Raw genomic sequence first — 19,309 nt, forward strand, 5'->3', positions numbered from 1 at the left:
TATGCCGGGCGACAACGTCTCCGTGACCGTCAACCTGATCACCCCGATCGCCATGGACGAAGGTCTGCGCTTCGCAATCCGCGAAGGCGGCCGTACCGTCGGCGCCGGCGTGGTTGCCTCCATCATCGAGTAAGTAGTAGCAAATACTCACGGTTTTCCAGCATGAAAATCTCGGCAGCGCCGTCTGACGGCGGCGCTGCCGGGTCGACGCCGGTAAACTGCAAAACTGATTCATCACGAGGAAGAGATGCCTAGTCAGAAAATTAGAATCCGTTTGAAAGCATACGACCACAAACTGCTCGACACCTCCGTAGGCGAGATCGTTGATACCGCCAAGAGGACTGGTGCACGCGTTGCCGGGCCGATCCCGCTGCCGACCGTCATCAACAAGTACTGCGTGCTTCGTGGACCCCACGTTGACAAGAAGTCGCGCGAGCAGTTTGAGATCAGGACCCACAAACGCCTGATCGACATCCTCGAGCCGACCCAGCAGACCGTGGACGCGCTGATGAAACTCGACCTCTCCGCCGGTGTGGACGTCGAGATCAAGCTTTAATACTTAAGGATAGGATCAACCATGAATAAGGGACTGATTGGTAAAAAGCTGGGCATGACCCAGATATTCGCCGAAGACGGACGTCGCATCCCCGTCACGGTGGTAGAGGCCGGCCCCTGCGTCGTGCTTCAGAAAAAGACCGTAGCCAAGGATGGCTATTCCGCAATCCAGGTGGGTTTCGGCTCCAAGGACGCCTCCCGCGCCAACCAGGCACAGGTCGGGCACTGCAAGGCTGCCGGCGCGGGCGTGTTCTCCTTCTACCGCGAAATGCGCATGGATAACACCGACGCCTACAACGTGGGTGACGTGATCGATACCACCGTGTTCGCCGAAGGCGACCTGGTCGACGTAACCGGCACCTCCATCGGTAAGGGCTTCGCCGGCGTCATCAAGCGCTGGGGCTTCAAGGGCGGCCGTGCTTCCCACGGTTCGCGCTTCCACCGCGCTCCGGGTTCCATCGGCTGCTCGGCGACCCCGTCCAGGGTCTTCAAGAACAAGAAGATGCCGGGGCAGCTCGGCAACGAGAAAGTGACCGTGCAGCGCCTCAAAGTGGTGCGCGTGGACGCTTCGGAAAATCTGATTCTGCTCGGTGGAGCGATCCCCGGCTCGGCTAACGGCGTGGTCCTGATCAAGGACTCCGTCAAGGCCAAGAAATAACGGGGGCTGGAGATAGCTATGGCTAAGTTAGATATATTCGACATCAAGAAAGCAAAGGTCGGTGAGATCGAGCTTGACGACGCGGTGTTCAATACCGACGTTCGCGAGTACCTGATCCACGAGGCCGTGAAGATCCAGCTCGCCAACCGTCGTCAGGGGACCGTAGCGGTCAAGAACCGCTCCCTGGTCTCCGGCTCCGGCAAAAAGCCCTTCAAGCAGAAGGGTACCGGCCAGGCCCGTCAGGGCTGCAAGCGCGCCCCGCAGTACCCGGGCGGCGGGGTCGCCTTCGGCCCGCAGCCGAAGGTGTACAGTCTCGCCATGAACAAGAAGGCGAGGAAGGCCGCTCTCAGAAGCGCGCTCTCCATGCTCTACAAGAAGGACGCCATCACGGTTCTCAACTCCTTCGAACTGCCTGCAATAAAAACTAAGTCTTTTGTCGAGGTTCTCAATGCGTTTAATCTTGACAAAACCTTAGTAATCACAGATACTGCGAATCTTACTTTGGAGCTTTCCGCCCGTAACGTAAAAAACGTTAAGGTTCTGGGCCCCGAAGGTCTCAATATTTTCGACATTATGAAGTTTCAGAACGTCGTCTTCACTGAGGCAGCCGTTCGCAGGGTCGAAGGAGTGTTACAGTCATGAATATCTATGACGTCATCAAGAAGCCGCTGATTACCGAGAAGACGACCGTTGAGAAAGACGACAAGAACGTCGTTGCCTTCGTGGTGAACAAAGCAGCCAATAAGATAGAGATCAAGGCCGCCGTCGAGCAGCTCTTCAACGCCAAGGTCGCCGAGGTTAACACGGTGAATGTGGCTGGCAAGACCAAGCGCACCGCCCACGGCGTCGGCAAACGCTCCAACTGGAAGAAAGCCTACGTGACCCTCCAGGAGGGTTCCAACGTCGACTTCTTCGAAGCATAAAATTTTCACGGGGATTTAGATAATGGCTATCAAAACGTATAAACCTACCTCTCCGGGGAGAAGGGCTCAGACCTGTTCTGCCTTTGACGAGATCACGGCGTGCAAGCCGGAAAAGTCGCTCCTTGAGAACCTCAAGAAATCCGGCGGCAGGAACGCAAACGGGCGCGTCACCTCCCGTAACGTAGGCGGCGGGCACAAGCAGAAGTACCGGATCATCGACTTCCGTCGCGACAAGCTCGACATCCCGGCCAAGGTCGCGACCATCGAGTACGACCCGTGCAGGAGCGCACGCATCGCGCTTTTGAACTACGTGGACGGCGAGAAGCGTTACATCCTGGCTCCGCTGGGTCTCAAGGTGGGCGATACCGTTATCTCCAGTGTGCAGGCCGACATCAAGCCGGGCAACACGCTCCCCATCAAGGCGATCCCGCTGGGTACCATCATCCACAACATCGAGCTGAAGATCGGCAAGGGGGCCCAGTTGGCCCGCTCCGCCGGCACCTTCGCTCAGCTCATGGCCAAGGAAGGCAAGTATGCCCAGGTGAAGCTCCCCTCCTCCGAGGTGCGCATGATCCTGATGGACTGCAAGGCCACCATAGGCCAAGTGGGCAATATCGATCACGAGAACGTCTCCATCGGTAAGGCCGGCCGCTCGCGCTGGTTGGGGATCCGCCCGCACGTCCGCGGCGTCGCCATGAACCCGGTCGACCACCCGCACGGCGGTGGCGAGGGTCGTACCTCCGGTGGTCGTCATCCGGTTACCCCGTGGGGTATCCCGACCAAGGGCTACAAGACCCGCACCAACAAGCGGTCCACGGCCTTCATCGTGAAGAAACGCAGCAAATAAATCATCTGGATAGAGGATTTTAAGAGATGGCAAGATCTATTAAGAAGGGACCCTTTGTCGACGCGCACCTGGAAGCAAAGGCCCAGGCAGAACTGGCCGGCAAGAAGGGTGTGATTAAGACCTGGTCGCGTCGTTCGACCATCATCCCGGACTTCATCGGGCTCACCTTCGCGGTGCACAACGGCAAGAAATTCATTCCGGTGTTCGTCACGGAGAACATGGTCGGCCACAAGATGGGCGAGTTCGCACCCACCAGAACCTTCTACGGTCACGCTGCTGATAAGAAAAGCAAGCTGAAGAAGAAGTAAGGTCTAAAGGAGTTTTTTCAATGGAATCATCAGCTAAATTATCCTCTGTCCGCCTTTCCCCCAGGAAGACTCGCCTGGTCGTGGACATGGTGCGTGGCAAAGGCATACAGACCGCGCTCAACACCCTGCGCTTCTCCCCGCAGCCTTCGGCGAAACTGATCGCCAAGCTGCTCAGCTCGGCCGTTGCCAACGCCGAGCAGAAGGGGGTCTCCGACGTGGACAAGCTCTACGTGAAGACCATCTTCGTTGACGGCGGCGCAGTGCTGAAGCGCTTCACCCCCCGCGCCATGGGCCGGGCCAGCAAGATCAGAAAACCGACGAGCCACATCACCGTGGTCCTTGCGGAAAAGAAATAAGCTAACACCTCGGAGGTGATGTTTTGGGTCAGAAAGTTAATCCTATAGGGTTCAGGCTGGGAGTTGTCAAAACCTGGGACTCCAAATGGTACGCGGAAAAAGACTTCTCTAAGCTGCTTCACGAAGACCTGAAGCTGCGCAGCTTCCTCAAGAAGAGGCTGTACAATTCCGGCGTCTCCAAGATCGAGATCGAGCGCGCGGCTGGCAAGGCGAAGATCAACATCTTCACCGCCCGTCCGGGCCTGATCATCGGCAAGAAGGGCTCCGAGGTCGAGACCCTAAAGAAGGAGCTGGCCAAGCTCACCGACAAAGAGGTCTACCTTAACATACAGGAAGTCCGCAAGCCGGAATTGGACGCCCAGCTGGTGGCTGAAAACGTCGCTCTGCAGCTCGAGCGCCGCATCGCCTTCCGCCGCGCTATGAAGAAGAGCGTGACCTCCACCCTGAAGTTCGGCGCCAAGGGGATCAAGATCACCTGCTCCGGCCGTCTGGGTGGTGCGGAGATGTCCCGCACCGAGTGGTACCGCGAAGGGCGCGTGCCCCTGCACACGCTGCGTGCGGACATCGACTACGGCTTCGCCGAGGCGAAGACCACCTACGGTATCATCGGCGTGAAAGTGCTCCTCTTCAAGGGTGAAGTACTTGCCTCCGCTAAAAAATAGAGTTAGGAGTTTTTCGCGATGTTAATGCCCAAGAGAGTTAAGCATAGAAAACAGATGAAAGGGCGCATGACCGGGACCCCGCAGCGCGGCGTGTCGCTCGCCTTCGGCGAGTTTGGTCTGCAGGCAACCGAATGCGGCTGGCTAGATTCCCGCCAGATCGAGGCGGCCCGTATCGCCATGAACCGCTATATCAAGAGGGGTGGCAAGGTCTGGATCCGCATCTTCCCGGACAAGCCGCTGACCGCAAAACCGGCTGAGACCCGTATGGGTAAGGGAAAAGGTTCGCCGGACTCCTGGGTTTGCGTCATCAAGCCCGGCCGCGTCCTGTACGAGATGGAAGGTGTCACCGAGGAAGTCGCTCGCGAGGCATTCCGTCTGGCGTCGCACAAGCTTCCCGTAGCCACCAAATTCATTACGAGGGCTGAAAACAATGAAGGCTAGTGAACTTAAAAACGCGACGGTTGCCGAACTGCAGACCAAGAGCGCCGAACTCACCAAGGAACTTTTCAACGTGAGGTTTCAGCTGCACACCGGGCGCCTGGAGAACACCTCCAAAATGTCCACCATCAAGAAGGACATCGCCAGGGTGCAGACCGTACTCAGTGAGAAGAGAGGGTAAGTGATAGATATGAGCGAAAGAGGCAATCGTAAAACCCAGATCGGCATCGTGGTGAGCGACAAGATGGAGAAGACTGCCGTAGTGAAGGTCGACCGTCTCGTGAAACACCCCGTCTACAATAAGTACATCAAGCGCTCGGCCAAGTACAAGGCCCACGACGAAGAGAACGTTGCCAAGATCGGCGACCGGGTGCTCATCGTTGAAACCCGTCCGCTCTCCAAGGACAAGCGCTGGAAGATCAGACAAATTATCGAGTCCAGGGCCTAGTAAGGGTCTCGGGGGCTGGGAGTTAAACAATGATTCAGATGCAGACACTATTGGACGTGGCGGACAACTCCGGCGCGAAGAAACTCTTTTGCATTAAGGTGCTCGGCGGTTCCAAGCGCCGCTACGCCGGGATCGGCGACATCATCGTCGCCTCGGTGAAGGAAGCCATCCCGAACTCCAAGGTGAAAAAGGGTGACGTTGTGAAGGCAGTCGTGGTACGTACCGCCAAGGCGGTAGGTCGCCCGGACGGCTCCTACATCCGCTTCGACACCAATTCGGGTGTGGTCATCAACGCCGCCCAGGAGCCGGTCGGTACCCGTATCTTCGGACCGGTCGCCAGGGAACTTCGCGCGAAGAAGTTCATGAAAATCATATCCCTCGCTCCTGAGGTACTTTAATCATTTTTCGTGGAGAAAAACCATGCTGGGCAAAAAGTTACACGTAAAAAAGAATGACACCGTTATGGTCATCACGGGCAAGGACAAGACGAAGACCGGCAAGGTCCTGTCGCTGGTCCCGAAGAAGGACGGCGTGCTCATCGAAGGGATCAACATCGTGAAGCGCCACACCAAGGCCCGCGGGTCCGAGCAGGGCGGCATCCTGGAGAAAGAGGCCCCGGTGCACATCTCGAACGTCGCGCTTTACTGCGCGAAGTGCAACAAGCCGGTCAGGACCAGGATCACTGTCCTGGAAGACGGTAAGAAGGCGCGCTGCTGTGTCAAATGCGGCGAGTCCTTTGATAAATAGATTGGAGGATTGAATGGCACGGCTAGCTGAGCTTTACAATAAAGAGATGGTTACACAGTTGATGAAGGACCATAACTACAAAAACGTTATGGAAGTTCCCAAGATCACCAAGGTGGTCCTGAACATGGGACTCGGCGAGGCGATCCAGAACGTGAAGATCCTCGACTCCGCAGTGGAGGAGATGGCCGCTATCGCCGGGCAGAAACCGGTGATCACCAAGGCCAAGAAGTCCATCGCGAGCTTCAAGCTGCGTCAGGGGATGCCGATCGGCGTGTCCGTAACGCTGCGCCGCGAGAAGATGTACGAATTCCTCGACCGCCTGGTGGCGGTGGCCCTGCCGCGCGTGCGCGACTTCAAAGGGATCTCCGGCAAAGGGTTCGACGGCAAGGGCAACTACTCCATGGGCATCAAGGAGCAGATGATCTTCCCGGAGATCGAGTACGACAAGGTCGACAAGGTCAAGGGGATGAACATCACCATCGTGACGACTGCAAAGACCGACGCAGAAGGTAAGGCACTCTTGAAGCTCATGGGCCTGCCGTTCAGGAACTAATCAAGTTTTGGAGGAATCCCGTGGCTAAGACATCGATGATCATAAAGGCTCAGAGAGGCAACAAGTTCAAGGTACGCGAGCGCAATCGCTGCCCCCTGTGCGGTCGCCCCAGAGCTTACTACCGGAAATTTGACATGTGCAGGATCTGTCTGAGGAAGCTCGCTAACTCCGGCCAGATTCCGGGCGTGATAAAATCCAGCTGGTAATATACCGATTCAGGTAATAAGGAGTAGTTTGTATGTGCATGACAGATCCAATCGCCGACATGCTGACCCGTATCAGGAATGCCGGTATGGCAAAACATCAGAAAGTAGACATCCCGTCGTCGAACCTGAAAGTGAGCCTCGCTACCGTTTTGCGTAACGAAGGGTTCATCAAAAACTTCAAGGTGATCGCCGATAGCAAACAGGGGATTCTGCGCGTCTACCTCAAGTTCATCGATGAGAAGGAACCGGTCATCAATGAGATCAAGAGGGTAAGCAAGCCGGGCGGCCGGGTCTACGTCAACTCCGACAAGATCAAGCAGGTGAAAAACGGACTGGGTGTCGCGATCCTGTCGACCTCCAAGGGCCTGGTCACCGACAAGACCGCTCGCGAGCTCAATATCGGCGGCGAGGTCCTCTGCACGGTCTGGTAGTCATTTCGCTTTAAGGAGCTTTGCATGTCTAGAATAGGAAAACTTCCCATCGCGATCCCTGCGGGGGTGAAAGTCATATACAACGCCCCGGAGATCACGGTGCAGGGCCCGAAAGGGTCTCTTACCCGCTCCATGATGGGCGGTGTCGCGATTTCGGTCGACGACAAGGCGGTAACGGTGACTCGCAACGACGATTCCACCAAGTGCCGCTCCGCACACGGGATTTCCCGCACCCTGATCAACAACATGGTGATCGGCGTTTCCAAAGGCTTTGAGACCGCCCTCGAGATCAACGGCGTCGGCTACCGCGCCGAGGTGAAAGGCAACGTCCTGAACCTCTCCCTGGGCTTCTCCCACCCGGTCAACTTCGAGCTGCCGGCAGGGATCACCGTCGAAGTCGACAAGATGACCAAGATGAAGGTCATCGGTATCGACAAGGAAGTGGTCGGCCAGACCGCAGCCAAGATCCGCGCCTTCCGTCCGCCCGAGCCGTACAAAGGAAAAGGCGTCAAGTACGCCGACGAGACCATCCTGAGGAAAGCCGGCAAGACTGGTAAGAAATAAACCGTAAACCATTAAGCAATACGACTAAGGAGAAGTGCCTTGAGTTCTTTAGCCCAAAAACAGGTGGCTCGTCTTAAAAGACAGACCAGGGTCAGGAAAAAAATCACCGGATCGACTGCTCGCCCGAGACTGAACGTCTTCAAGAGCGCGCGCCACATATACGCCCAGCTGATCGATGACACCACTGGTGCCACGCTCGTCGCCGCCTCCACTGTCGAGGACGCCGTCGCCGAGGGGCTGTCCTACACGGGGAACATCGAGGCTGCTACCAAGGTCGGCGCCGCGATCGCCAAGAAGGCCCTTGAGAAGGATATCACTGCGGTCGTCTTCGACCGTAACGGATTCCTCTACCACGGAAGAATCAAAGCCCTGGCTGAAGCCGCACGTGAAAACGGTCTGTCCTTCTAGGGCAGGTAAGGAGGAATAGGTTTGCTTAAGATCAACGCCAGTGAAATGAATCTTACTGATAGGGTCGTCCATATCAGCCGCGTCGCCAAGGTCGTCAAGGGTGGCCGTCGCTTCAGCTTCTCCGCCCTGGTGGTGGTGGGCGATGGCAACGGTGTCGTGGGCTACGGCCTCGGCAAGGCCAACGAGGTTCCCGAAGCGATCCGTAAAGGGGTCGAACAGGCCAAGAAGAACCTGATCAAGGTTCCCATCGTTGCCGGCCAGACCATCCCGTTTGAGATCCTGGGCCAGTTCGGTGCAGGCAAGGTCCTGATGATGCCGGCCAGCGCCGGTACCGGCGTGATCGCCGGCGGTGCTGCCCGCGCGGTCTTCGAGTCCGCCGGGGTGCACAACATCCTCGCCAAGTGCCTGGGTTCCAACAACCCGCACAACGTGGTGAAGGCTGCTTTCGCCGGTTTGGCCAAGCTGAAGACCGCCGAGGAGCTCATGGCTCGTCGCGGACTGGCTGCCGAGTAGCCCCAAGTACCATTTTAAGGAGCTGAAAATGTCAGAGTTGAAGGTTACCCTCATCAAGAGCCACATCGGTCAGCCTGAGAAGTTGAGGGGTTGTCTCTTGGGCATGGGCCTCACCAAGCGTGAGAAGACCGTGGTCCTGAAGGACACCCCGGAAATCCGCGGGATGATCGCAAAAGTTTCCCATATGGTACGCGTGGAAGAGTAATTCCCCGGGTAACTCCCTTAAAGGTGATAAACATGGAATTGAACACTATCAAGCCCGCCATCGGGGCTAACAAGAATAGAAAGCGCATCGGCAGGGGCACTGGCTCCGGCCACGGCAAGACCGCTACCAAGGGCCACAAGGGTCAGAAGGCACGCTCCGGCGGGTCGATCAAGCCGGGCTTCGAGGGCGGCCAGATGCCGATGCACAGGCGTCTCCCCAAGCGTGGCTTCACCCCGCTTACCAAGAAGGAGTACGCCCTCGTCAACCTCTGCCAGCTCGAGATCTTCGAGGCGGGTAGTGTGGTAGACGCAGAGGCACTGCTGAAAAGCGGCCTGATCTCGGACGTGTGCGACGGCATCAAGGTGCTGGCCACCGGCGAGCTGACCCGCGCGCTGACCATCAAGGCTCACAAATTCAGCGCAACCGCCCGCGAAAAAATCAGTGCGGCAGGTGGCTCCATCGAGGAGATCTAGTCTGTGATAGAAGCCTTCCAGAACATTTTCAAGATCCCGGAACTCAAAAAGAAAGTCTTGTTTTCTTTGGCCATGCTGGCCGTGTACCGTGTCGGTTGTCACATTCCGACCCCGGGTATCGACGCGCAGGCCTTGTCCCACTTTTTCAAGGCTGCCCAGGGTACCCTGCTCGGGATGTTCGACATGTTTTCTGGCGGGGCTCTCGAAAAGTTGACGGTCTTCGCGCTCGGCATCATGCCGTACATCTCCTCCTCGATTATCTTCCAGCTCCTGACCGTGGTGCTCCCGGCCGTCGAGAAGCTTTCCAAGGAAGGTGACGCAGGGCGCAAGAAGATCATCCAGTACACCCGCTACGGCACCATCGTGCTGTCGGTGGTACAGGGTTTCGGAATCTCCATCGGCCTCGAGGCGATGCGCGGACCCGCCGGCGAGTTGGTGGTTCCGAGTCCGGGCTGGGGATTCCGTTTCATGACCGTGATCACCCTGACCGCCGGCACCGCATTCATCATGTGGCTCGGCGAGCAGATGTCCGAGAAGGGGATCGGCAACGGTATCTCACTCATCATCTTCGCCGGCATCGTGGCCCGCATCCCGACCGCGCTTGGCAACAGCTTCAGGCTCATCAAGACCGGTGAGATGAACCTACTGGTCCTGGTCTTCGTAGCTGCTGTGATGTTCCTGGTGATCGCCGCGGTGGTGTTCATCGAGCGCGGCCAGCGTCGCATCCCGATCCACTACGCCAAAAGGGTGGTGGGGTTGAAGACCATGGGGGCGCAGAGTTCGCACCTGCCGCTCAAGGTGAACATGGCCGGGGTCATCCCGCCGATCTTCGCCTCCTCCATCATCATGTTCCCGGCGACGGTAGGCAACTTTATCAACGTCCCCTGGGTGCAGCAGGCTTCCAAGAAGCTGACGCCGGGCAACTGGCTCTACGAGATATTTTTTGTTGCCTTCATCGTCTTTTTCTGTTATTTCTACACGGCTGTGACATTCAACCCGGTTGATGTCGCCGATAACGTGAAGAAGCAGGGTGGCTACGTGCCGGGCATCCGGCCGGGCAAAGAGACCTCGGACTTCCTTGACTCGGTGCTGACCAAGCTGACCTTTGCTGGTGCCATCTACATCTCGGTCATCTGTGTACTCCCCTCGATACTGATCGGAAAGTTCAACCTTCCCTTCTACTTCGGCGGTACCTCGCTGCTGATCGCCGTGGGCGTCGGCATGGATACCCTCTCCCAGATCGAGGCGCACCTGATCACCCGCAGCTACGAGGGCTTCATGAAGGGCGTGCGGATCCAGGGTCGCAAATAGGAATCGACATGAATCTGATCCTACTCGGGCCTCCGGGAGTTGGTAAGGGGACCCAGGCAAAACTGTTAATAGACAGGTTCGGCATCCCGCAGATATCCACTGGTGATATTCTGCGGGCTGCTGTTAAGGACCTTACCCCGATGGGGGTGAAGGCCAAGGGTTTCATGGATAGCGGTGCCCTGGTTCCCGACGAGGTCGTCATCGGCATCGTTGAAGAGCGTCTAGCCCAGGCTGACTGCGTTCCCGGGTTCGTTCTGGACGGGTTCCCGCGCACTGTTGGTCAGGCAGACGCTCTCAAGGGTGTGCTTTCCCGGATGGGGCGCGGCATCGACCACGTGGTGTCCCTCTCGGTCGACCAGAAGGAGCTCTTGACGCGCCTTACCGGCCGCCGCGCCTGTGCCAAGTGCGGCGCAGTGTACCACGTCGAGTTTGCGCCTTCCAAGGTGTCGGGCGTCTGCGATGCCTGCTCGGGCGAGCTGTACCAGCGCGAGGACGACAAGGAAGCTACCATTCTGAACCGCCTTAAGGTCTACGACGAGCAGACCGCTCCGCTCATCTCCTACTATCAGGAGTGCGGGCTTTTGCGCTCGGTCGACGGCCTCGGCACGGTGGATGGGGTTCAGTCTGCGATCCTCTCCCAGATTCAGGGCTAAGGCGTGATCGTACTCAAGTCGCCCGCCGAGATCCAGAAGATGGCAGCTGCCAGCAGAATGGTTGCCGAGATCCTCGCCGGCCTTAAAGAGATGGTCGCACCGGGTGTCACGCTCCTCGAGCTGGACGCCTTTGCCGAGCAGGAAACGCTGAAGCGGAAGGCGAAGCCGGCCTTCAAGGGTTACAGCGGCTTTCCTTATTCGCTTTGCTGCTCGGTGAACGAGCAGGTGGTTCACGGGATGCCTTCCGGCCGGGTACTTAAATCCGGCGATATCGTGAGCCTCGATTTCGGCGTGGTCTACGGCGGCTTTTACGGTGACGCAGCCATCACCGTCGCGGTTGGTGAGGTCTCGCCCCAGGTGGCCAAGCTGGTCAAGGTCACCGAGGAGTCGCTCTACAAGGGGATCGAGATGGCCGACACCGAGCACCGGCTTTCGGACGTCTCCCATGCGGTCCAAGCTCACGTCGAGAAATACGGTTTCTCCGTGGTGCGCGACTTCGTGGGGCACGGCATCGGCAAGGAGCTGCACGAGGGGCCGCAGATCCCTAACTTCGGCGCTCCCGGCAAGGGGCCCAAGCTCAAGGTGGGCATGGTGCTTGCCATCGAGCCGATGATCAACGAGAAGGGTTTCGATGTAAAGGTTTTGCAGGACGGCTGGACAGCGGTTACCTGTGACGGCGGGCTTTCGGCCCACTTCGAGCACACGGTGGCCATCACGGACAACGGCCCGCTGATACTTTCACGATTATAAGAACGGCACTACGTTTTGAGAGGAAGTGAACTATGAAGGTTCGTGCATCGGTGAAGAAGATCTGTGTGAAGTGCAAGATTGTTAAGCGTAAAGGGATCGTGCGTGTAATCTGCGACATTCCCAAGCATTCCCAGAGACAGGGTTAAGAGCAACTATTAGGAGGAGCGGGCATTGGCACGTATCGCAGGGGTAGACCTACCCAAAAATAAAAGAATCGAGATCGCGCTTACCTACATTTACGGTATCGGCAGGTCTCTTTCCCAGGAAATCCTGAAAGCAACCGGTGTTGACATGAACACCCGTTGCGACAACCTGACCGAGGCGGAAGTCTCCAAAATCAGGGAGTACATCGACAAGAATGTCAAGGTTGAGGGCGACCTGCGCCGCGACATTTCCATGAGCATCAAGCGTCTGATGGATCTCGGCTGCTACCGCGGTCTCCGTCACAGGAAAGGTCTGCCCTGCCGCGGTCAGCGCACCAAGACCAACGCACGCACCAGGAAAGGGCCGGCTCGTACGGTCGCTGGCAAGAAGAAATAATCTGGAGGGATAATGGCGAGCCCGGCTAAGAAGGTCGTAAAGAAGAAAAAAGAGAAAAAGAATATCCCCACTGGGGTGGCGCACATCCAGGCTACCTTCAACAATACCATGATCACCATCACCGACCCGGTCGGTAACGTGGTCGCCTGGTGCACCTCCGGTGCCAAGGGCTTCAAGGGTTCCCGCAAGAGCACCCCGTTTGCAGCCCAGATGGCTGCCGAGGATGCGGCGAAGAAGGCCCAGGAGCATGGCATGCGCACCATCGAGGTGTACGTGAAAGGCCCCGGCTCCGGCCGCGAGTCCGCACTGCGCGCCCTGCAGGCTGCCGGCTTCGCCGTCAGCTTCATCCGCGACGTCACGCCGATTCCGCACAACGGTTGCCGTCCCCCGAAGAGAAGAAGAGTCTAGTCCGAAGCACTTTCGGAACTAGAGTTACGGAACTATCAGTTAGGATTCAAGGAGGTCTTCATTGGCTAGGTATACAGGACCCTCATGCAGGCTGTGCAGGCGGGAAGGCACGGAACTTTTTCTTAAAGGCGAGCGTTGCTACACTGACAAGTGTGCCATTAAGAGAAGGAGCTACCCGCCGGGCCAGCATGGTCAGGGTCGCGTAAAAGTTTCTGATTACGGCGTTCAGTTGCGTGAAAAACAGAAGGTGCGTCGCATCTACGGCATCCTGGAGAACCAGTTCCGCGGTTACTTCGAGTCCGCGGACCGGATGAAGGGTGTGACCGGCGAGAATCTGCTGTTCCTCCTCGAGCGCAGGCTCGACAACGTCATCTACCGTCTCGGCTTCGCCGCTTCCCGTACGGAAGCCCGTCAGCTGGTGCGCCACAGCCACTTCACCCTGAACGGGCGGAAAGCAAACATCCCGTCCATCCAGGTGAAGGCCGGCGACGTGCTGCAGCTGCGTGAGAAGAGCCGCAAGGTCGCAAGCATCACCGAATCTCTCGAGGCAGTAGTTCGCAGGGGTATTCCGCAGTGGCTGGAGTTGGAGAAGGATGCCTTCAAAGGCACCGTTAAGGCCATGCCGGTACGCGAAGACATCACCATGCCGATTCAGGAGCAGTTGATCGTCGAGCTCTACTCCAAGTAAAGGCTGAACTACAACCTGTACAGGGGGATCTAAATGTATAAAAACTGGCGCGATCTGATCAGGCCGAAGAAGCTTCAGGTTGAGACAGAATCGCTCACTAATACATACGGTAAGTTCTACGCCGAGCCCTTTGAAAGGGGGTTCGGCACCACCCTCGGCACCGGACTGCGCCGGGTTCTCCTCTCCAGCCTCCAGGGTGCCGCCATCGTCTCGGTGAAGGCCAAGGGGGTGCTGCACGAGTTCTCAGCGGTTCCCGGCGTCACCGAGGACATGACCGATATCATCCTGAACCTCAAGGGGGTGCGTCTCAAGGTCCACGGGAACGAGGCCAGGATGATCCGCATCGTCCAGAAGGGCGAAGGGGTGGTGAAGGCGAAGGACATCCTCACCGACAACAACGTTGAGATCCTGAACCCCGAACACCACATCGCGACCTGCTCCAAGGATGCGAACCTGGAAATGGACCTGATTGTCAAGGTCGGCAAAGGATACGTCCCTGCAGACCGCAACCGCGACGAGAAAGCACCGGTGGGAACCATCCCCATCGACGCGATCTTCTCGCCGGTCTACAAGGTCAACTTCACCGTCACCAACGCTCGCGTAGGACAGATCACCGACTACGACAAGCTGACCATCGAAGTCTGGACCGACGGTTCGGTGAAGCCGCAGGATTCGGTGGCTTTCGCCTCCAAGATCCTGAAAGATCAGCTTTCCATCTTCATCAACTTCGACGAGGATGTGGAGCCGCAGGAAGAGGCGGAGCCGGAGGAGGAGCGCGAGCGCTTCAACGAGAATCTCTACCGCTCGGTTGACGAGCTGGAGCTCTCGGTCCGTTCTGCCAACTGCCTGAAGAACGCTGGCATCAAGCTGATCGGCGAACTGGTCTCCAGAAGCGAAGCCGAGATGCTGAAAACCCAGAACTTCGGCCGCAAGTCGCTCAACGAGATCAAGGACATCCTGGTCGATATGGGGCTCACCCTCGGGATGAAGCTGGAAAACTTCCCCGACCCGGAGATCATGAGGCGCCTGAGAGGCGAGCAGAAAGAAGAATAGTCTCGTAAGACTTTACTTTTAGATAAAAGGAAGTGAATTGATATGCGTCACAACAGCGCGGGTAGAAGATTAGGCAGGACCACAAGCCACAGGATCGCCATGTTCAGGAACATGGTGACCTCCTTTCTCGAGCACGGAAAGATCACCACGACCGACGCCAAGGCGAAAGAGCTCCGTTCAATCGCCGAGCGTATGATCACCCTCGGTAAGAAGGGTGACCTTCACGCGACCAGGCTTGCAGCTGCCTACATCCGCGACAAGAAGGTCGTGACCAAGCTCTTCACCGAGATCGCACCGATGTACGCCGAGCGTCAGGGTGGTTACACCAGGATCATCAAGCTGGGCATCCGTCCGGGCGACAACGCACCGGTCTCCATCATCGAACTGGTGGAAGCCGAGCTGAAGCCGAAGAAAGCCGCCAAGCCGGCCGCTCCGAAGGCCGCCAAAGCCGCCAAGGCAGCTCCGGTCGTCGAGGCTGCCCCGGCAGTCGAAGAGGCTCCGGCCGAAGAGAAGACCGAAGAGTAATCTACTTTACAACCTAAAGCAGTAGCCAAAGAGGCACGGGAAACCGTGCCTCTTTGCGTATGGTCGCCATTTTTGCACTGCGCCACCCCTCGTTCGCACGCTCCCACACGGGAAGGTTGCCGGGGATGTTCCTGCGTCCGGTGTCCGGGTCCCTGGCCAGTGACCATGCCCGCCGAGCCTAGGTCCGGGCCGGGCTGGAGTCCGGGCGGGTATCCCCTGCGCGCCCGTCACCCCTTGTCATCTTTGCCTTTGCAGTAAAACCCGCACTCTGCTACTATGCCCACCCGATGAGAATCAAACGCCTCTACTGGGTTTCAAGTCCAAAGCTCATAACTCTAGGCAATTATACGCTAAAAAATAGGTAAGCTCTTTGTAGTGGCTCTATAGTGTCACCCTAGTGAGGCTAAATATGCAACTTGATCACGAAGACCATGTGGCTATTGCTAAAGAAGTCGTCACACTGCTGGCCCCCCTCCTTCTATCACATTCACCTTTCCTTCAAGGTGAGCCCCCTGTTGCCCCAGAATCATTTGCGGCGCGTCGGCAGGCCTTCCTTGAAGCGGCCGCAAAAAAAGGAATCTATCCGAGAAAGCCTCGATAATGACCTGCCAAGGGAAAGAGACTTGGAAGTTCTTCTCCAGAAGAGGGAGGCGGCCTGCTACCGTGGCCAAACTGGGATGCCAACGCTTTGTGCTCGTGTTTTATGTCGTCTCTAAAGACTTGATGAACGCGGCAATGTCGCTTTCCCTGTAACGGACAGCCCGACCCAGTTTTACAAACTTTGGTCCTTTGCCCTGAACACGCCAGATCCGAAGAGTCTGTTCAGCAGTGGCAAGAAGTTTTGCCGCCTCAAGGGTGTCGAGCAATCGATCCACCATACTGCCCCCTCCCATTACTATACACTTGGTTTATTGTGCACAGTAACCGTAGTTTTGCTGCTCCAGGGACATAACATCGGTAACCCAGCTCCCATGATTACTATACACTTTAGTTATTGTGCATGGTAATCAGTCAGGCTGCTAAGAACCTGGGCCGCCGCCCCCTAAAATAAAAAACGCCCCTCGGGACCGATGGGGCGTTTTTAAAACAGGTTGGAGCAGGCCTGCCTGCCAGCAGCAGAGGCTAAGCTTACGTTGAATAGGTAGTAGTGGAGGTGGGCGCCATGACCCCTTCAACAATCGCGCGAAGTCTGCTGATCGCCTCGCACTCCTGATATACCGTAGTAGTTGTAACCTCAATGGGGGGCAACGCCTCAAACAGAATCTTAAATCTTTCCGATGTCTCCATTTTCTCCTCCAGGTGGGGCAATGATAACATAATCCTTATCGTCAGTCAGGATAAAAAAGTTAAGGTAGCGCGTAATTTATACACCAAGGCCCATCGTTTTCAATTGGGCTCTAACTTGTGCTAAGTCATGCATAAAACCACATTTCGGGCATGGGAACGCGTTCTCTACGGGGAAATTTAGATTGCCTGGTTTTAGAGGGGTACCAGGTTGGCTAGCTTGTAATTTGGCTTGGGTCCCACACGCGGGGCAAAGCACTTCTATTTCGGCCATCGAACCTTGACCACCAGGGGGAGCTAACGCCGGAAATACCGGGGCGTTTTTCTGCACAGACCTGACGATTTGACTGGAGGTGGTTTCGAAGATTTTAAAGTGACCCAGTTGGAAAGTCATTTGGAGGAGCACATGATATCTCCGGATCGCCTCTGCCAGGGCAGTATTCACGGAGTAATCTGCAATTTCGAGCTTCATTTTCCGTAGGTCTTCTATCTTCAAAGATCTGCCATGTGTCAGCCACTTGGCATGGTCGCACAGAAGGGCGGCAATGTCCTCAGCTCTTTGTTTCTTATCTTCTTCAGTTACAGGAGCACCTGTGCTCGAATGGGTGTGCCAGTTTTTGAACTTAAACTTCACGAGCCAGTCTTTTACCAGTGTTTGCGAGAATTGCTGCGCATTTTCGGCACGCTGTAGTTCTCCTGGTGAGATGCCCTGTAAAAGGGGAATGTAGGCTTGGCTTAAAAAGCCTTTCGCGAGGACCTCATCTTTAATTTTTGTCATCCCATCTAACAACTCGCCCGCAGAAAACCTTTTCCCCTGCCATTGCATCTGCGCATCAATCGGCCCAAGTGCCGACATTGGCCCCATCAAAATTTCGTCGGCAGCCATTGCTAAGATTGTCCCTGCGCTCTTAGCCCACCCTGGAACGATTATTGCGAAATCTGAGTACTTGTTTCGGACGATTCTCACTATATCTTCAACTACTTCAGCGTATCCACCAGGCGTCTCAACGATAATGTCTATTGCTTTGCCGTTAAGATTCGCCAGTTGGTCCCCAAAAGGCAATAAATCTTCGTACCCGATTTGAGTTGGTTGGTCAGAGGCATTAATGTCTCCAGCGTAAACCAGAATATCCCTTCCTCCCCGAAGGGCGGAGATCCGTGACAGTTGGAGTTTACGTTCAGCAAGCAACCGTATTGGGTCCTGATGTAACTGTGAAGCGAGATACTCTGAAAAAAAGCCCATCGGGTGGTCTCCTTTGGCTTCGACTGGTAACGGCTATCTTTCGCCGCAACAATTTACACGCATTAGAGACACAATGCATCAATTTTAATGTAATTAATGTTCATGTAGACCTTCCCGTGCGATAGGCCCCAAGAGATCCTGTCTCACTTTTGTCCCACCCCCCCTATTACTAATGACAGAAATTAATGCGGTGTTCGTTCCGCACCCGGAACTAGCTGCCAAGCAGCGAGGTGAACCATCTCCCAAGTCCGTAAAGCCTCCCGGAATCGGACGGCATCCGCTGCCGCAAACGCCTCTTCTACCTCCTGGCACAAAGCCTTTATGCGTCGAATTTCGACAGGACGATGAACCCCAAGCCAATCAAACGCTCCGGCAGGGCAGGCTGAGCTTATTCTGCGGGTGGCCGCCCGTATCTCACCATGAGCAATGTCGGAGTCGAAAACTAGCGCCGAATGTTTTTCACAAACTCGCTGCGCTGGATGTAGAGAGATCGGGAGAGCGTCAAGCACCCAAGCACGAATATCAATACCCGCCTTGAATGCTTCCCCGGGGTCTTTTCCCATCGGCACCGGCCAGCGCAGAGAGTTCTGGAAGTGCTGTTTCCACCACAGCGAATGAATCGGCCCACCGCCTTTTACTCTTTGGCTCGTGAGATCAGTAGATATCGGGTCGGAATCCAGAGAGACCAATATCAAAGCTGCTTGAGACAGCACTGGAAAAATCACTGTATCCGGTCTCACACCGCAGGTCGTCAATGGGATTGCTCCCACAACATCACCCGCTAGGTGGTCAACCAGCAGAGCATCAAGGTCACTTTCAAGCACCATCTGAGCTCGCGCGCGATCGTTCAAGCTACGGAGGGAGTTTCCGCCGCCTTCTATTGCGATGTACTTCGGATCGTTTTTATCACGGAGGTCTTCTGGGGGGCGACGAATCCTTATCCTGTTGATAGAGCCGTCGGGCATGATTGATGGAATAACATAGCCGCGAGGAATCCACAGCTTTGTAGGCTTGCCAGTTTTTCCGTCAAGCCTCTCCTCGAGCCCCCAACTTGACCGAGGGCGGAAAATGCAGGACATGCCGCGCTCTCCATCTAACCAACCAAGTCTATACTTGTGCACTGCCTCCTGGTCAAGCCCTCGCTCTGCCAGGGATGCAAGTGCTTCCTGGTTTTCAACTAAACGGCTATGAGCAGATACTACCAGGTCGAGAGCTGAGCGCTGCCAGCGCTCTTCGGGCGTGCGGGGATCTGCAGGAGCAAATCTATCACGTTCAGAATGGATGGCCGAAACAGATGAACTATGAGTCCTGCGTATGCCATCCTGCTTCCGACATTTTTCATAGCAAGGGCAGGAGGCGTTTTCACATTTCAGGTCCAAGCGTTTGTGGGCTTCCTTACACCCAATTCCTTCAAGGTGCCGGAGGAGTCGGACGGTATTGCCTCCCCATCCACAGGAAAAGCATTTCCCGGTATCGCTGCCTAGCTTGGTAACGAATCTATTGGTGTCGCTAGAGCCTCCACAGATAGGGCAGGGACCAACATATCGTGAACCTACTTT

At 56.3% G+C, this 19,309-nt stretch carries 34 protein-coding genes; 31 read left to right on the forward strand and 3 right to left on the reverse strand.

The features are described from left to right. The 31 genes from GMST_RS21435 to rplQ form a co-directional block, all read left to right on the forward strand. Positions 1–133, forward strand: a 133-nt coding sequence (locus GMST_RS21435) for an EF-Tu C-terminal domain-related protein (RefSeq protein ID WP_503826516.1), incomplete at its 5' end; no start/stop codon positions are given. Positions 134–247: 114 nt separating this feature from the next. Further along, positions 248–556 (forward strand): 30S ribosomal protein S10, encoded by a 309-nt coding sequence (rpsJ, locus tag GMST_RS21440; RefSeq protein ID WP_012529365.1) that lies wholly within the window; start codon positions 248–250, stop codon positions 554–556. A 21-nt stretch (positions 557–577) separates the two neighbouring features. Continuing rightward, positions 578–1,213 (forward strand): 50S ribosomal protein L3, encoded by a 636-nt coding sequence (gene rplC / locus GMST_RS21445; RefSeq protein WP_183356756.1) that lies wholly within the window; start codon positions 578–580, stop codon positions 1,211–1,213. An 18-nt stretch (positions 1,214–1,231) separates the two neighbouring features. Beyond that, positions 1,232–1,855: a 50S ribosomal protein L4 gene (gene rplD, locus GMST_RS21450; protein ID WP_183356757.1), complete on the forward strand. Its 624-nt coding sequence runs from the start codon at positions 1,232–1,234 to the stop codon at positions 1,853–1,855. Next, positions 1,852–2,136 carry a 50S ribosomal protein L23 gene (locus GMST_RS21455; RefSeq protein ID WP_183356758.1) on the forward strand — a complete coding sequence of 95 codons (285 nt, stop codon included), beginning with the start codon at positions 1,852–1,854 and terminating at the stop codon, positions 2,134–2,136. Before rplD ends, GMST_RS21455 begins: the two co-directional genes overlap by 4 nt. Before the next feature lie 22 nt (positions 2,137–2,158). Next, positions 2,159–2,983, forward strand: coding sequence for a 50S ribosomal protein L2 (gene rplB, locus GMST_RS21460; RefSeq protein ID WP_183356759.1), 825 nt, complete (start codon positions 2,159–2,161; stop codon positions 2,981–2,983). A gap of 26 nt (positions 2,984–3,009) precedes the next feature. Continuing rightward, entirely contained in the window at positions 3,010–3,291 is a 282-nt protein-coding gene (rpsS, locus tag GMST_RS21465) for a 30S ribosomal protein S19 (protein WP_183356760.1), read from the forward strand. Between the two features lie 20 nt (positions 3,292–3,311). Continuing rightward, positions 3,312–3,647 (forward strand): 50S ribosomal protein L22, encoded by a 336-nt coding sequence (gene rplV, locus GMST_RS21470; protein WP_183356761.1) that lies wholly within the window; start codon positions 3,312–3,314, stop codon positions 3,645–3,647. A gap of 23 nt (positions 3,648–3,670) precedes the next feature. Then, the gene (rpsC, locus tag GMST_RS21475; RefSeq protein WP_183356762.1) at positions 3,671–4,309 is read left to right on the forward strand and encodes a 30S ribosomal protein S3; all 639 of its coding nucleotides are present in this window, start codon (positions 3,671–3,673) and stop codon (positions 4,307–4,309) included. A gap of 18 nt (positions 4,310–4,327) precedes the next feature. Next, on the forward strand, positions 4,328–4,750 hold the full coding sequence (gene rplP / locus GMST_RS21480; RefSeq protein ID WP_183356763.1) for a 50S ribosomal protein L16: 423 nt from the start codon (positions 4,328–4,330) through the stop codon (positions 4,748–4,750). Next, positions 4,740–4,928: a 50S ribosomal protein L29 gene (rpmC, locus tag GMST_RS21485; protein WP_183356764.1), complete on the forward strand. Its 189-nt coding sequence runs from the start codon at positions 4,740–4,742 to the stop codon at positions 4,926–4,928. Before rplP ends, rpmC begins: the two co-directional genes overlap by 11 nt. Before the next feature lie 9 nt (positions 4,929–4,937). Next, on the forward strand, positions 4,938–5,195 hold the full coding sequence (rpsQ, locus tag GMST_RS21490) for a 30S ribosomal protein S17 (protein WP_183356765.1): 258 nt from the start codon (positions 4,938–4,940) through the stop codon (positions 5,193–5,195). Between the two features lie 29 nt (positions 5,196–5,224). Then, positions 5,225–5,593 (forward strand): 50S ribosomal protein L14, encoded by a 369-nt coding sequence (rplN, locus tag GMST_RS21495; RefSeq protein WP_183356766.1) that lies wholly within the window; start codon positions 5,225–5,227, stop codon positions 5,591–5,593. A 22-nt stretch (positions 5,594–5,615) separates the two neighbouring features. Then, positions 5,616–5,942, forward strand: coding sequence for a 50S ribosomal protein L24 (rplX, locus tag GMST_RS21500; RefSeq protein ID WP_183356767.1), 327 nt, complete (start codon positions 5,616–5,618; stop codon positions 5,940–5,942). A 13-nt stretch (positions 5,943–5,955) separates the two neighbouring features. Continuing rightward, positions 5,956–6,495 carry a 50S ribosomal protein L5 gene (gene rplE, locus GMST_RS21505; protein WP_183356768.1) on the forward strand — a complete coding sequence of 180 codons (540 nt, stop codon included), beginning with the start codon at positions 5,956–5,958 and terminating at the stop codon, positions 6,493–6,495. Between the two features lie 20 nt (positions 6,496–6,515). Next, the gene (locus GMST_RS21510; RefSeq protein ID WP_183356769.1) at positions 6,516–6,701 is read left to right on the forward strand and encodes a type Z 30S ribosomal protein S14; all 186 of its coding nucleotides are present in this window, start codon (positions 6,516–6,518) and stop codon (positions 6,699–6,701) included. A gap of 32 nt (positions 6,702–6,733) precedes the next feature. Next, complete coding sequence (gene rpsH, locus GMST_RS21515; protein ID WP_183356770.1) at positions 6,734–7,132, forward strand: 30S ribosomal protein S8; 399 nt, start codon at positions 6,734–6,736, stop codon at positions 7,130–7,132. A 24-nt stretch (positions 7,133–7,156) separates the two neighbouring features. Continuing rightward, positions 7,157–7,696 carry a 50S ribosomal protein L6 gene (rplF, locus tag GMST_RS21520; protein ID WP_183356771.1) on the forward strand — a complete coding sequence of 180 codons (540 nt, stop codon included), beginning with the start codon at positions 7,157–7,159 and terminating at the stop codon, positions 7,694–7,696. A 39-nt stretch (positions 7,697–7,735) separates the two neighbouring features. After that, a complete protein-coding gene (gene rplR, locus GMST_RS21525) occupies positions 7,736–8,104 on the forward strand; it encodes a 50S ribosomal protein L18 (RefSeq protein WP_183356772.1) in 369 nt (122 codons plus the stop codon). 21 nt (positions 8,105–8,125) lie between these two features. Then, a complete protein-coding gene (gene rpsE / locus GMST_RS21530) occupies positions 8,126–8,617 on the forward strand; it encodes a 30S ribosomal protein S5 (RefSeq protein ID WP_183356773.1) in 492 nt (163 codons plus the stop codon). Between the two features lie 28 nt (positions 8,618–8,645). Continuing rightward, entirely contained in the window at positions 8,646–8,822 is a 177-nt protein-coding gene (gene rpmD, locus GMST_RS21535) for a 50S ribosomal protein L30 (protein WP_183356774.1), read from the forward strand. A 32-nt stretch (positions 8,823–8,854) separates the two neighbouring features. Next, positions 8,855–9,295 (forward strand): 50S ribosomal protein L15, encoded by a 441-nt coding sequence (gene rplO / locus GMST_RS21540; RefSeq protein ID WP_183356775.1) that lies wholly within the window; start codon positions 8,855–8,857, stop codon positions 9,293–9,295. A gap of 3 nt (positions 9,296–9,298) precedes the next feature. Next, positions 9,299–10,606: a preprotein translocase subunit SecY gene (gene secY / locus GMST_RS21545; protein WP_183356776.1), complete on the forward strand. Its 1,308-nt coding sequence runs from the start codon at positions 9,299–9,301 to the stop codon at positions 10,604–10,606. 8 nt (positions 10,607–10,614) lie between these two features. Then, complete coding sequence (locus GMST_RS21550) at positions 10,615–11,259, forward strand: adenylate kinase (RefSeq protein WP_183356777.1); 645 nt, start codon at positions 10,615–10,617, stop codon at positions 11,257–11,259. A gap of 3 nt (positions 11,260–11,262) precedes the next feature. Next, complete coding sequence (map, locus tag GMST_RS21555) at positions 11,263–12,009, forward strand: type I methionyl aminopeptidase (protein ID WP_183356778.1); 747 nt, start codon at positions 11,263–11,265, stop codon at positions 12,007–12,009. A gap of 32 nt (positions 12,010–12,041) precedes the next feature. After that, positions 12,042–12,155 (forward strand): 50S ribosomal protein L36, encoded by a 114-nt coding sequence (rpmJ, locus tag GMST_RS21560; RefSeq protein ID WP_183356779.1) that lies wholly within the window; start codon positions 12,042–12,044, stop codon positions 12,153–12,155. Positions 12,156–12,180: 25 nt separating this feature from the next. Next, entirely contained in the window at positions 12,181–12,549 is a 369-nt protein-coding gene (gene rpsM, locus GMST_RS21565) for a 30S ribosomal protein S13 (protein ID WP_183356780.1), read from the forward strand. Between the two features lie 12 nt (positions 12,550–12,561). After that, positions 12,562–12,957: a 30S ribosomal protein S11 gene (gene rpsK / locus GMST_RS21570; RefSeq protein WP_183356781.1), complete on the forward strand. Its 396-nt coding sequence runs from the start codon at positions 12,562–12,564 to the stop codon at positions 12,955–12,957. A gap of 61 nt (positions 12,958–13,018) precedes the next feature. Beyond that, positions 13,019–13,645, forward strand: a complete 627-nt coding sequence (rpsD, locus tag GMST_RS21575) for a 30S ribosomal protein S4 (protein WP_183356782.1) — start codon at positions 13,019–13,021, stop codon at positions 13,643–13,645. 33 nt (positions 13,646–13,678) lie between these two features. Further along, on the forward strand, positions 13,679–14,698 hold the full coding sequence (locus GMST_RS21580; RefSeq protein ID WP_183356783.1) for a DNA-directed RNA polymerase subunit alpha: 1,020 nt from the start codon (positions 13,679–13,681) through the stop codon (positions 14,696–14,698). A gap of 42 nt (positions 14,699–14,740) precedes the next feature. Beyond that, on the forward strand, positions 14,741–15,223 hold the full coding sequence (rplQ, locus tag GMST_RS21585) for a 50S ribosomal protein L17 (RefSeq protein ID WP_183356784.1): 483 nt from the start codon (positions 14,741–14,743) through the stop codon (positions 15,221–15,223). 701 nt (positions 15,224–15,924) lie between these two features. On the opposite strand, the gene GMST_RS21590 is transcribed toward rplQ, so the two are convergent. From GMST_RS21590 to GMST_RS21600, 3 genes are all read right to left on the reverse strand, one after another. Next, positions 15,925–16,101 carry a helix-turn-helix transcriptional regulator gene (locus tag GMST_RS21590; protein WP_183356785.1) on the reverse strand — a complete coding sequence of 59 codons (177 nt, stop codon included), beginning with the start codon at positions 16,099–16,101 and terminating at the stop codon, positions 15,925–15,927. 485 nt (positions 16,102–16,586) lie between these two features. Continuing rightward, positions 16,587–17,750 (reverse strand): SDH family Clp fold serine proteinase, encoded by a 1,164-nt coding sequence (locus GMST_RS21595; protein WP_183356786.1) that lies wholly within the window; start codon positions 17,748–17,750, stop codon positions 16,587–16,589. Between the two features lie 182 nt (positions 17,751–17,932). Continuing rightward, positions 17,933–19,129: a hypothetical protein gene (locus GMST_RS21600; RefSeq protein ID WP_183356787.1), complete on the reverse strand. Its 1,197-nt coding sequence runs from the start codon at positions 19,127–19,129 to the stop codon at positions 17,933–17,935. Positions 19,130–19,309: the final 180 nt, after the last annotated feature.

This window comes from Geomonas silvestris, assembly GCF_014193515.1.
Lineage (GTDB): Bacteria > Desulfobacterota > Desulfuromonadia > Geobacterales > Geobacteraceae > Geomonas > Geomonas silvestris.

Excerpts from the sequence above, each read along its gene's own strand:
- rpsJ (WP_012529365.1), top strand. The coding sequence starts at position 248 with ATGCCTAGTCAGAAAATTAGAATCCGTTTGAAAGCATACGACCACAAA.
- rplC (WP_183356756.1), top strand. The coding sequence starts at position 578 with ATGAATAAGGGACTGATTGGTAAAAAGCTGGGCATGACCCAGATATTC.
- rplD (WP_183356757.1), top strand. The coding sequence starts at position 1,232 with ATGGCTAAGTTAGATATATTCGACATCAAGAAAGCAAAGGTCGGTGAG.
- GMST_RS21455 (WP_183356758.1), top strand. The coding sequence starts at position 1,852 with ATGAATATCTATGACGTCATCAAGAAGCCGCTGATTACCGAGAAGACG.
- rplB (WP_183356759.1), top strand. The coding sequence starts at position 2,159 with ATGGCTATCAAAACGTATAAACCTACCTCTCCGGGGAGAAGGGCTCAG.
- rpsS (WP_183356760.1), top strand. The coding sequence starts at position 3,010 with ATGGCAAGATCTATTAAGAAGGGACCCTTTGTCGACGCGCACCTGGAA.
- rplV (WP_183356761.1), top strand. The coding sequence starts at position 3,312 with ATGGAATCATCAGCTAAATTATCCTCTGTCCGCCTTTCCCCCAGGAAG.
- rplP (WP_183356763.1), top strand. The coding sequence starts at position 4,328 with ATGTTAATGCCCAAGAGAGTTAAGCATAGAAAACAGATGAAAGGGCGC.
- rpmC (WP_183356764.1), top strand. The coding sequence starts at position 4,740 with ATGAAGGCTAGTGAACTTAAAAACGCGACGGTTGCCGAACTGCAGACC.
- rpsQ (WP_183356765.1), top strand. The coding sequence starts at position 4,938 with ATGAGCGAAAGAGGCAATCGTAAAACCCAGATCGGCATCGTGGTGAGC.
- rplN (WP_183356766.1), top strand. The coding sequence starts at position 5,225 with ATGATTCAGATGCAGACACTATTGGACGTGGCGGACAACTCCGGCGCG.
- rplX (WP_183356767.1), top strand. The coding sequence starts at position 5,616 with ATGCTGGGCAAAAAGTTACACGTAAAAAAGAATGACACCGTTATGGTC.
- rplE (WP_183356768.1), top strand. The coding sequence starts at position 5,956 with ATGGCACGGCTAGCTGAGCTTTACAATAAAGAGATGGTTACACAGTTG.
- rpsH (WP_183356770.1), top strand. The coding sequence starts at position 6,734 with ATGTGCATGACAGATCCAATCGCCGACATGCTGACCCGTATCAGGAAT.
- rplF (WP_183356771.1), top strand. The coding sequence starts at position 7,157 with ATGTCTAGAATAGGAAAACTTCCCATCGCGATCCCTGCGGGGGTGAAA.
- rpmD (WP_183356774.1), top strand. The coding sequence starts at position 8,646 with ATGTCAGAGTTGAAGGTTACCCTCATCAAGAGCCACATCGGTCAGCCT.
- rplO (WP_183356775.1), top strand. The coding sequence starts at position 8,855 with ATGGAATTGAACACTATCAAGCCCGCCATCGGGGCTAACAAGAATAGA.
- GMST_RS21550 (WP_183356777.1), top strand. The coding sequence starts at position 10,615 with ATGAATCTGATCCTACTCGGGCCTCCGGGAGTTGGTAAGGGGACCCAG.
- rpmJ (WP_183356779.1), top strand. The coding sequence starts at position 12,042 with ATGAAGGTTCGTGCATCGGTGAAGAAGATCTGTGTGAAGTGCAAGATT.
- rpsK (WP_183356781.1), top strand. The coding sequence starts at position 12,562 with ATGGCGAGCCCGGCTAAGAAGGTCGTAAAGAAGAAAAAAGAGAAAAAG.
- GMST_RS21580 (WP_183356783.1), top strand. The coding sequence starts at position 13,679 with ATGTATAAAAACTGGCGCGATCTGATCAGGCCGAAGAAGCTTCAGGTT.
- rplQ (WP_183356784.1), top strand. The coding sequence starts at position 14,741 with ATGCGTCACAACAGCGCGGGTAGAAGATTAGGCAGGACCACAAGCCAC.
- GMST_RS21590 (WP_183356785.1), bottom strand. The coding sequence starts at position 16,101 with ATGGTGGATCGATTGCTCGACACCCTTGAGGCGGCAAAACTTCTTGCC.
- GMST_RS21595 (WP_183356786.1), bottom strand. The coding sequence starts at position 17,750 with ATGGGCTTTTTTTCAGAGTATCTCGCTTCACAGTTACATCAGGACCCA.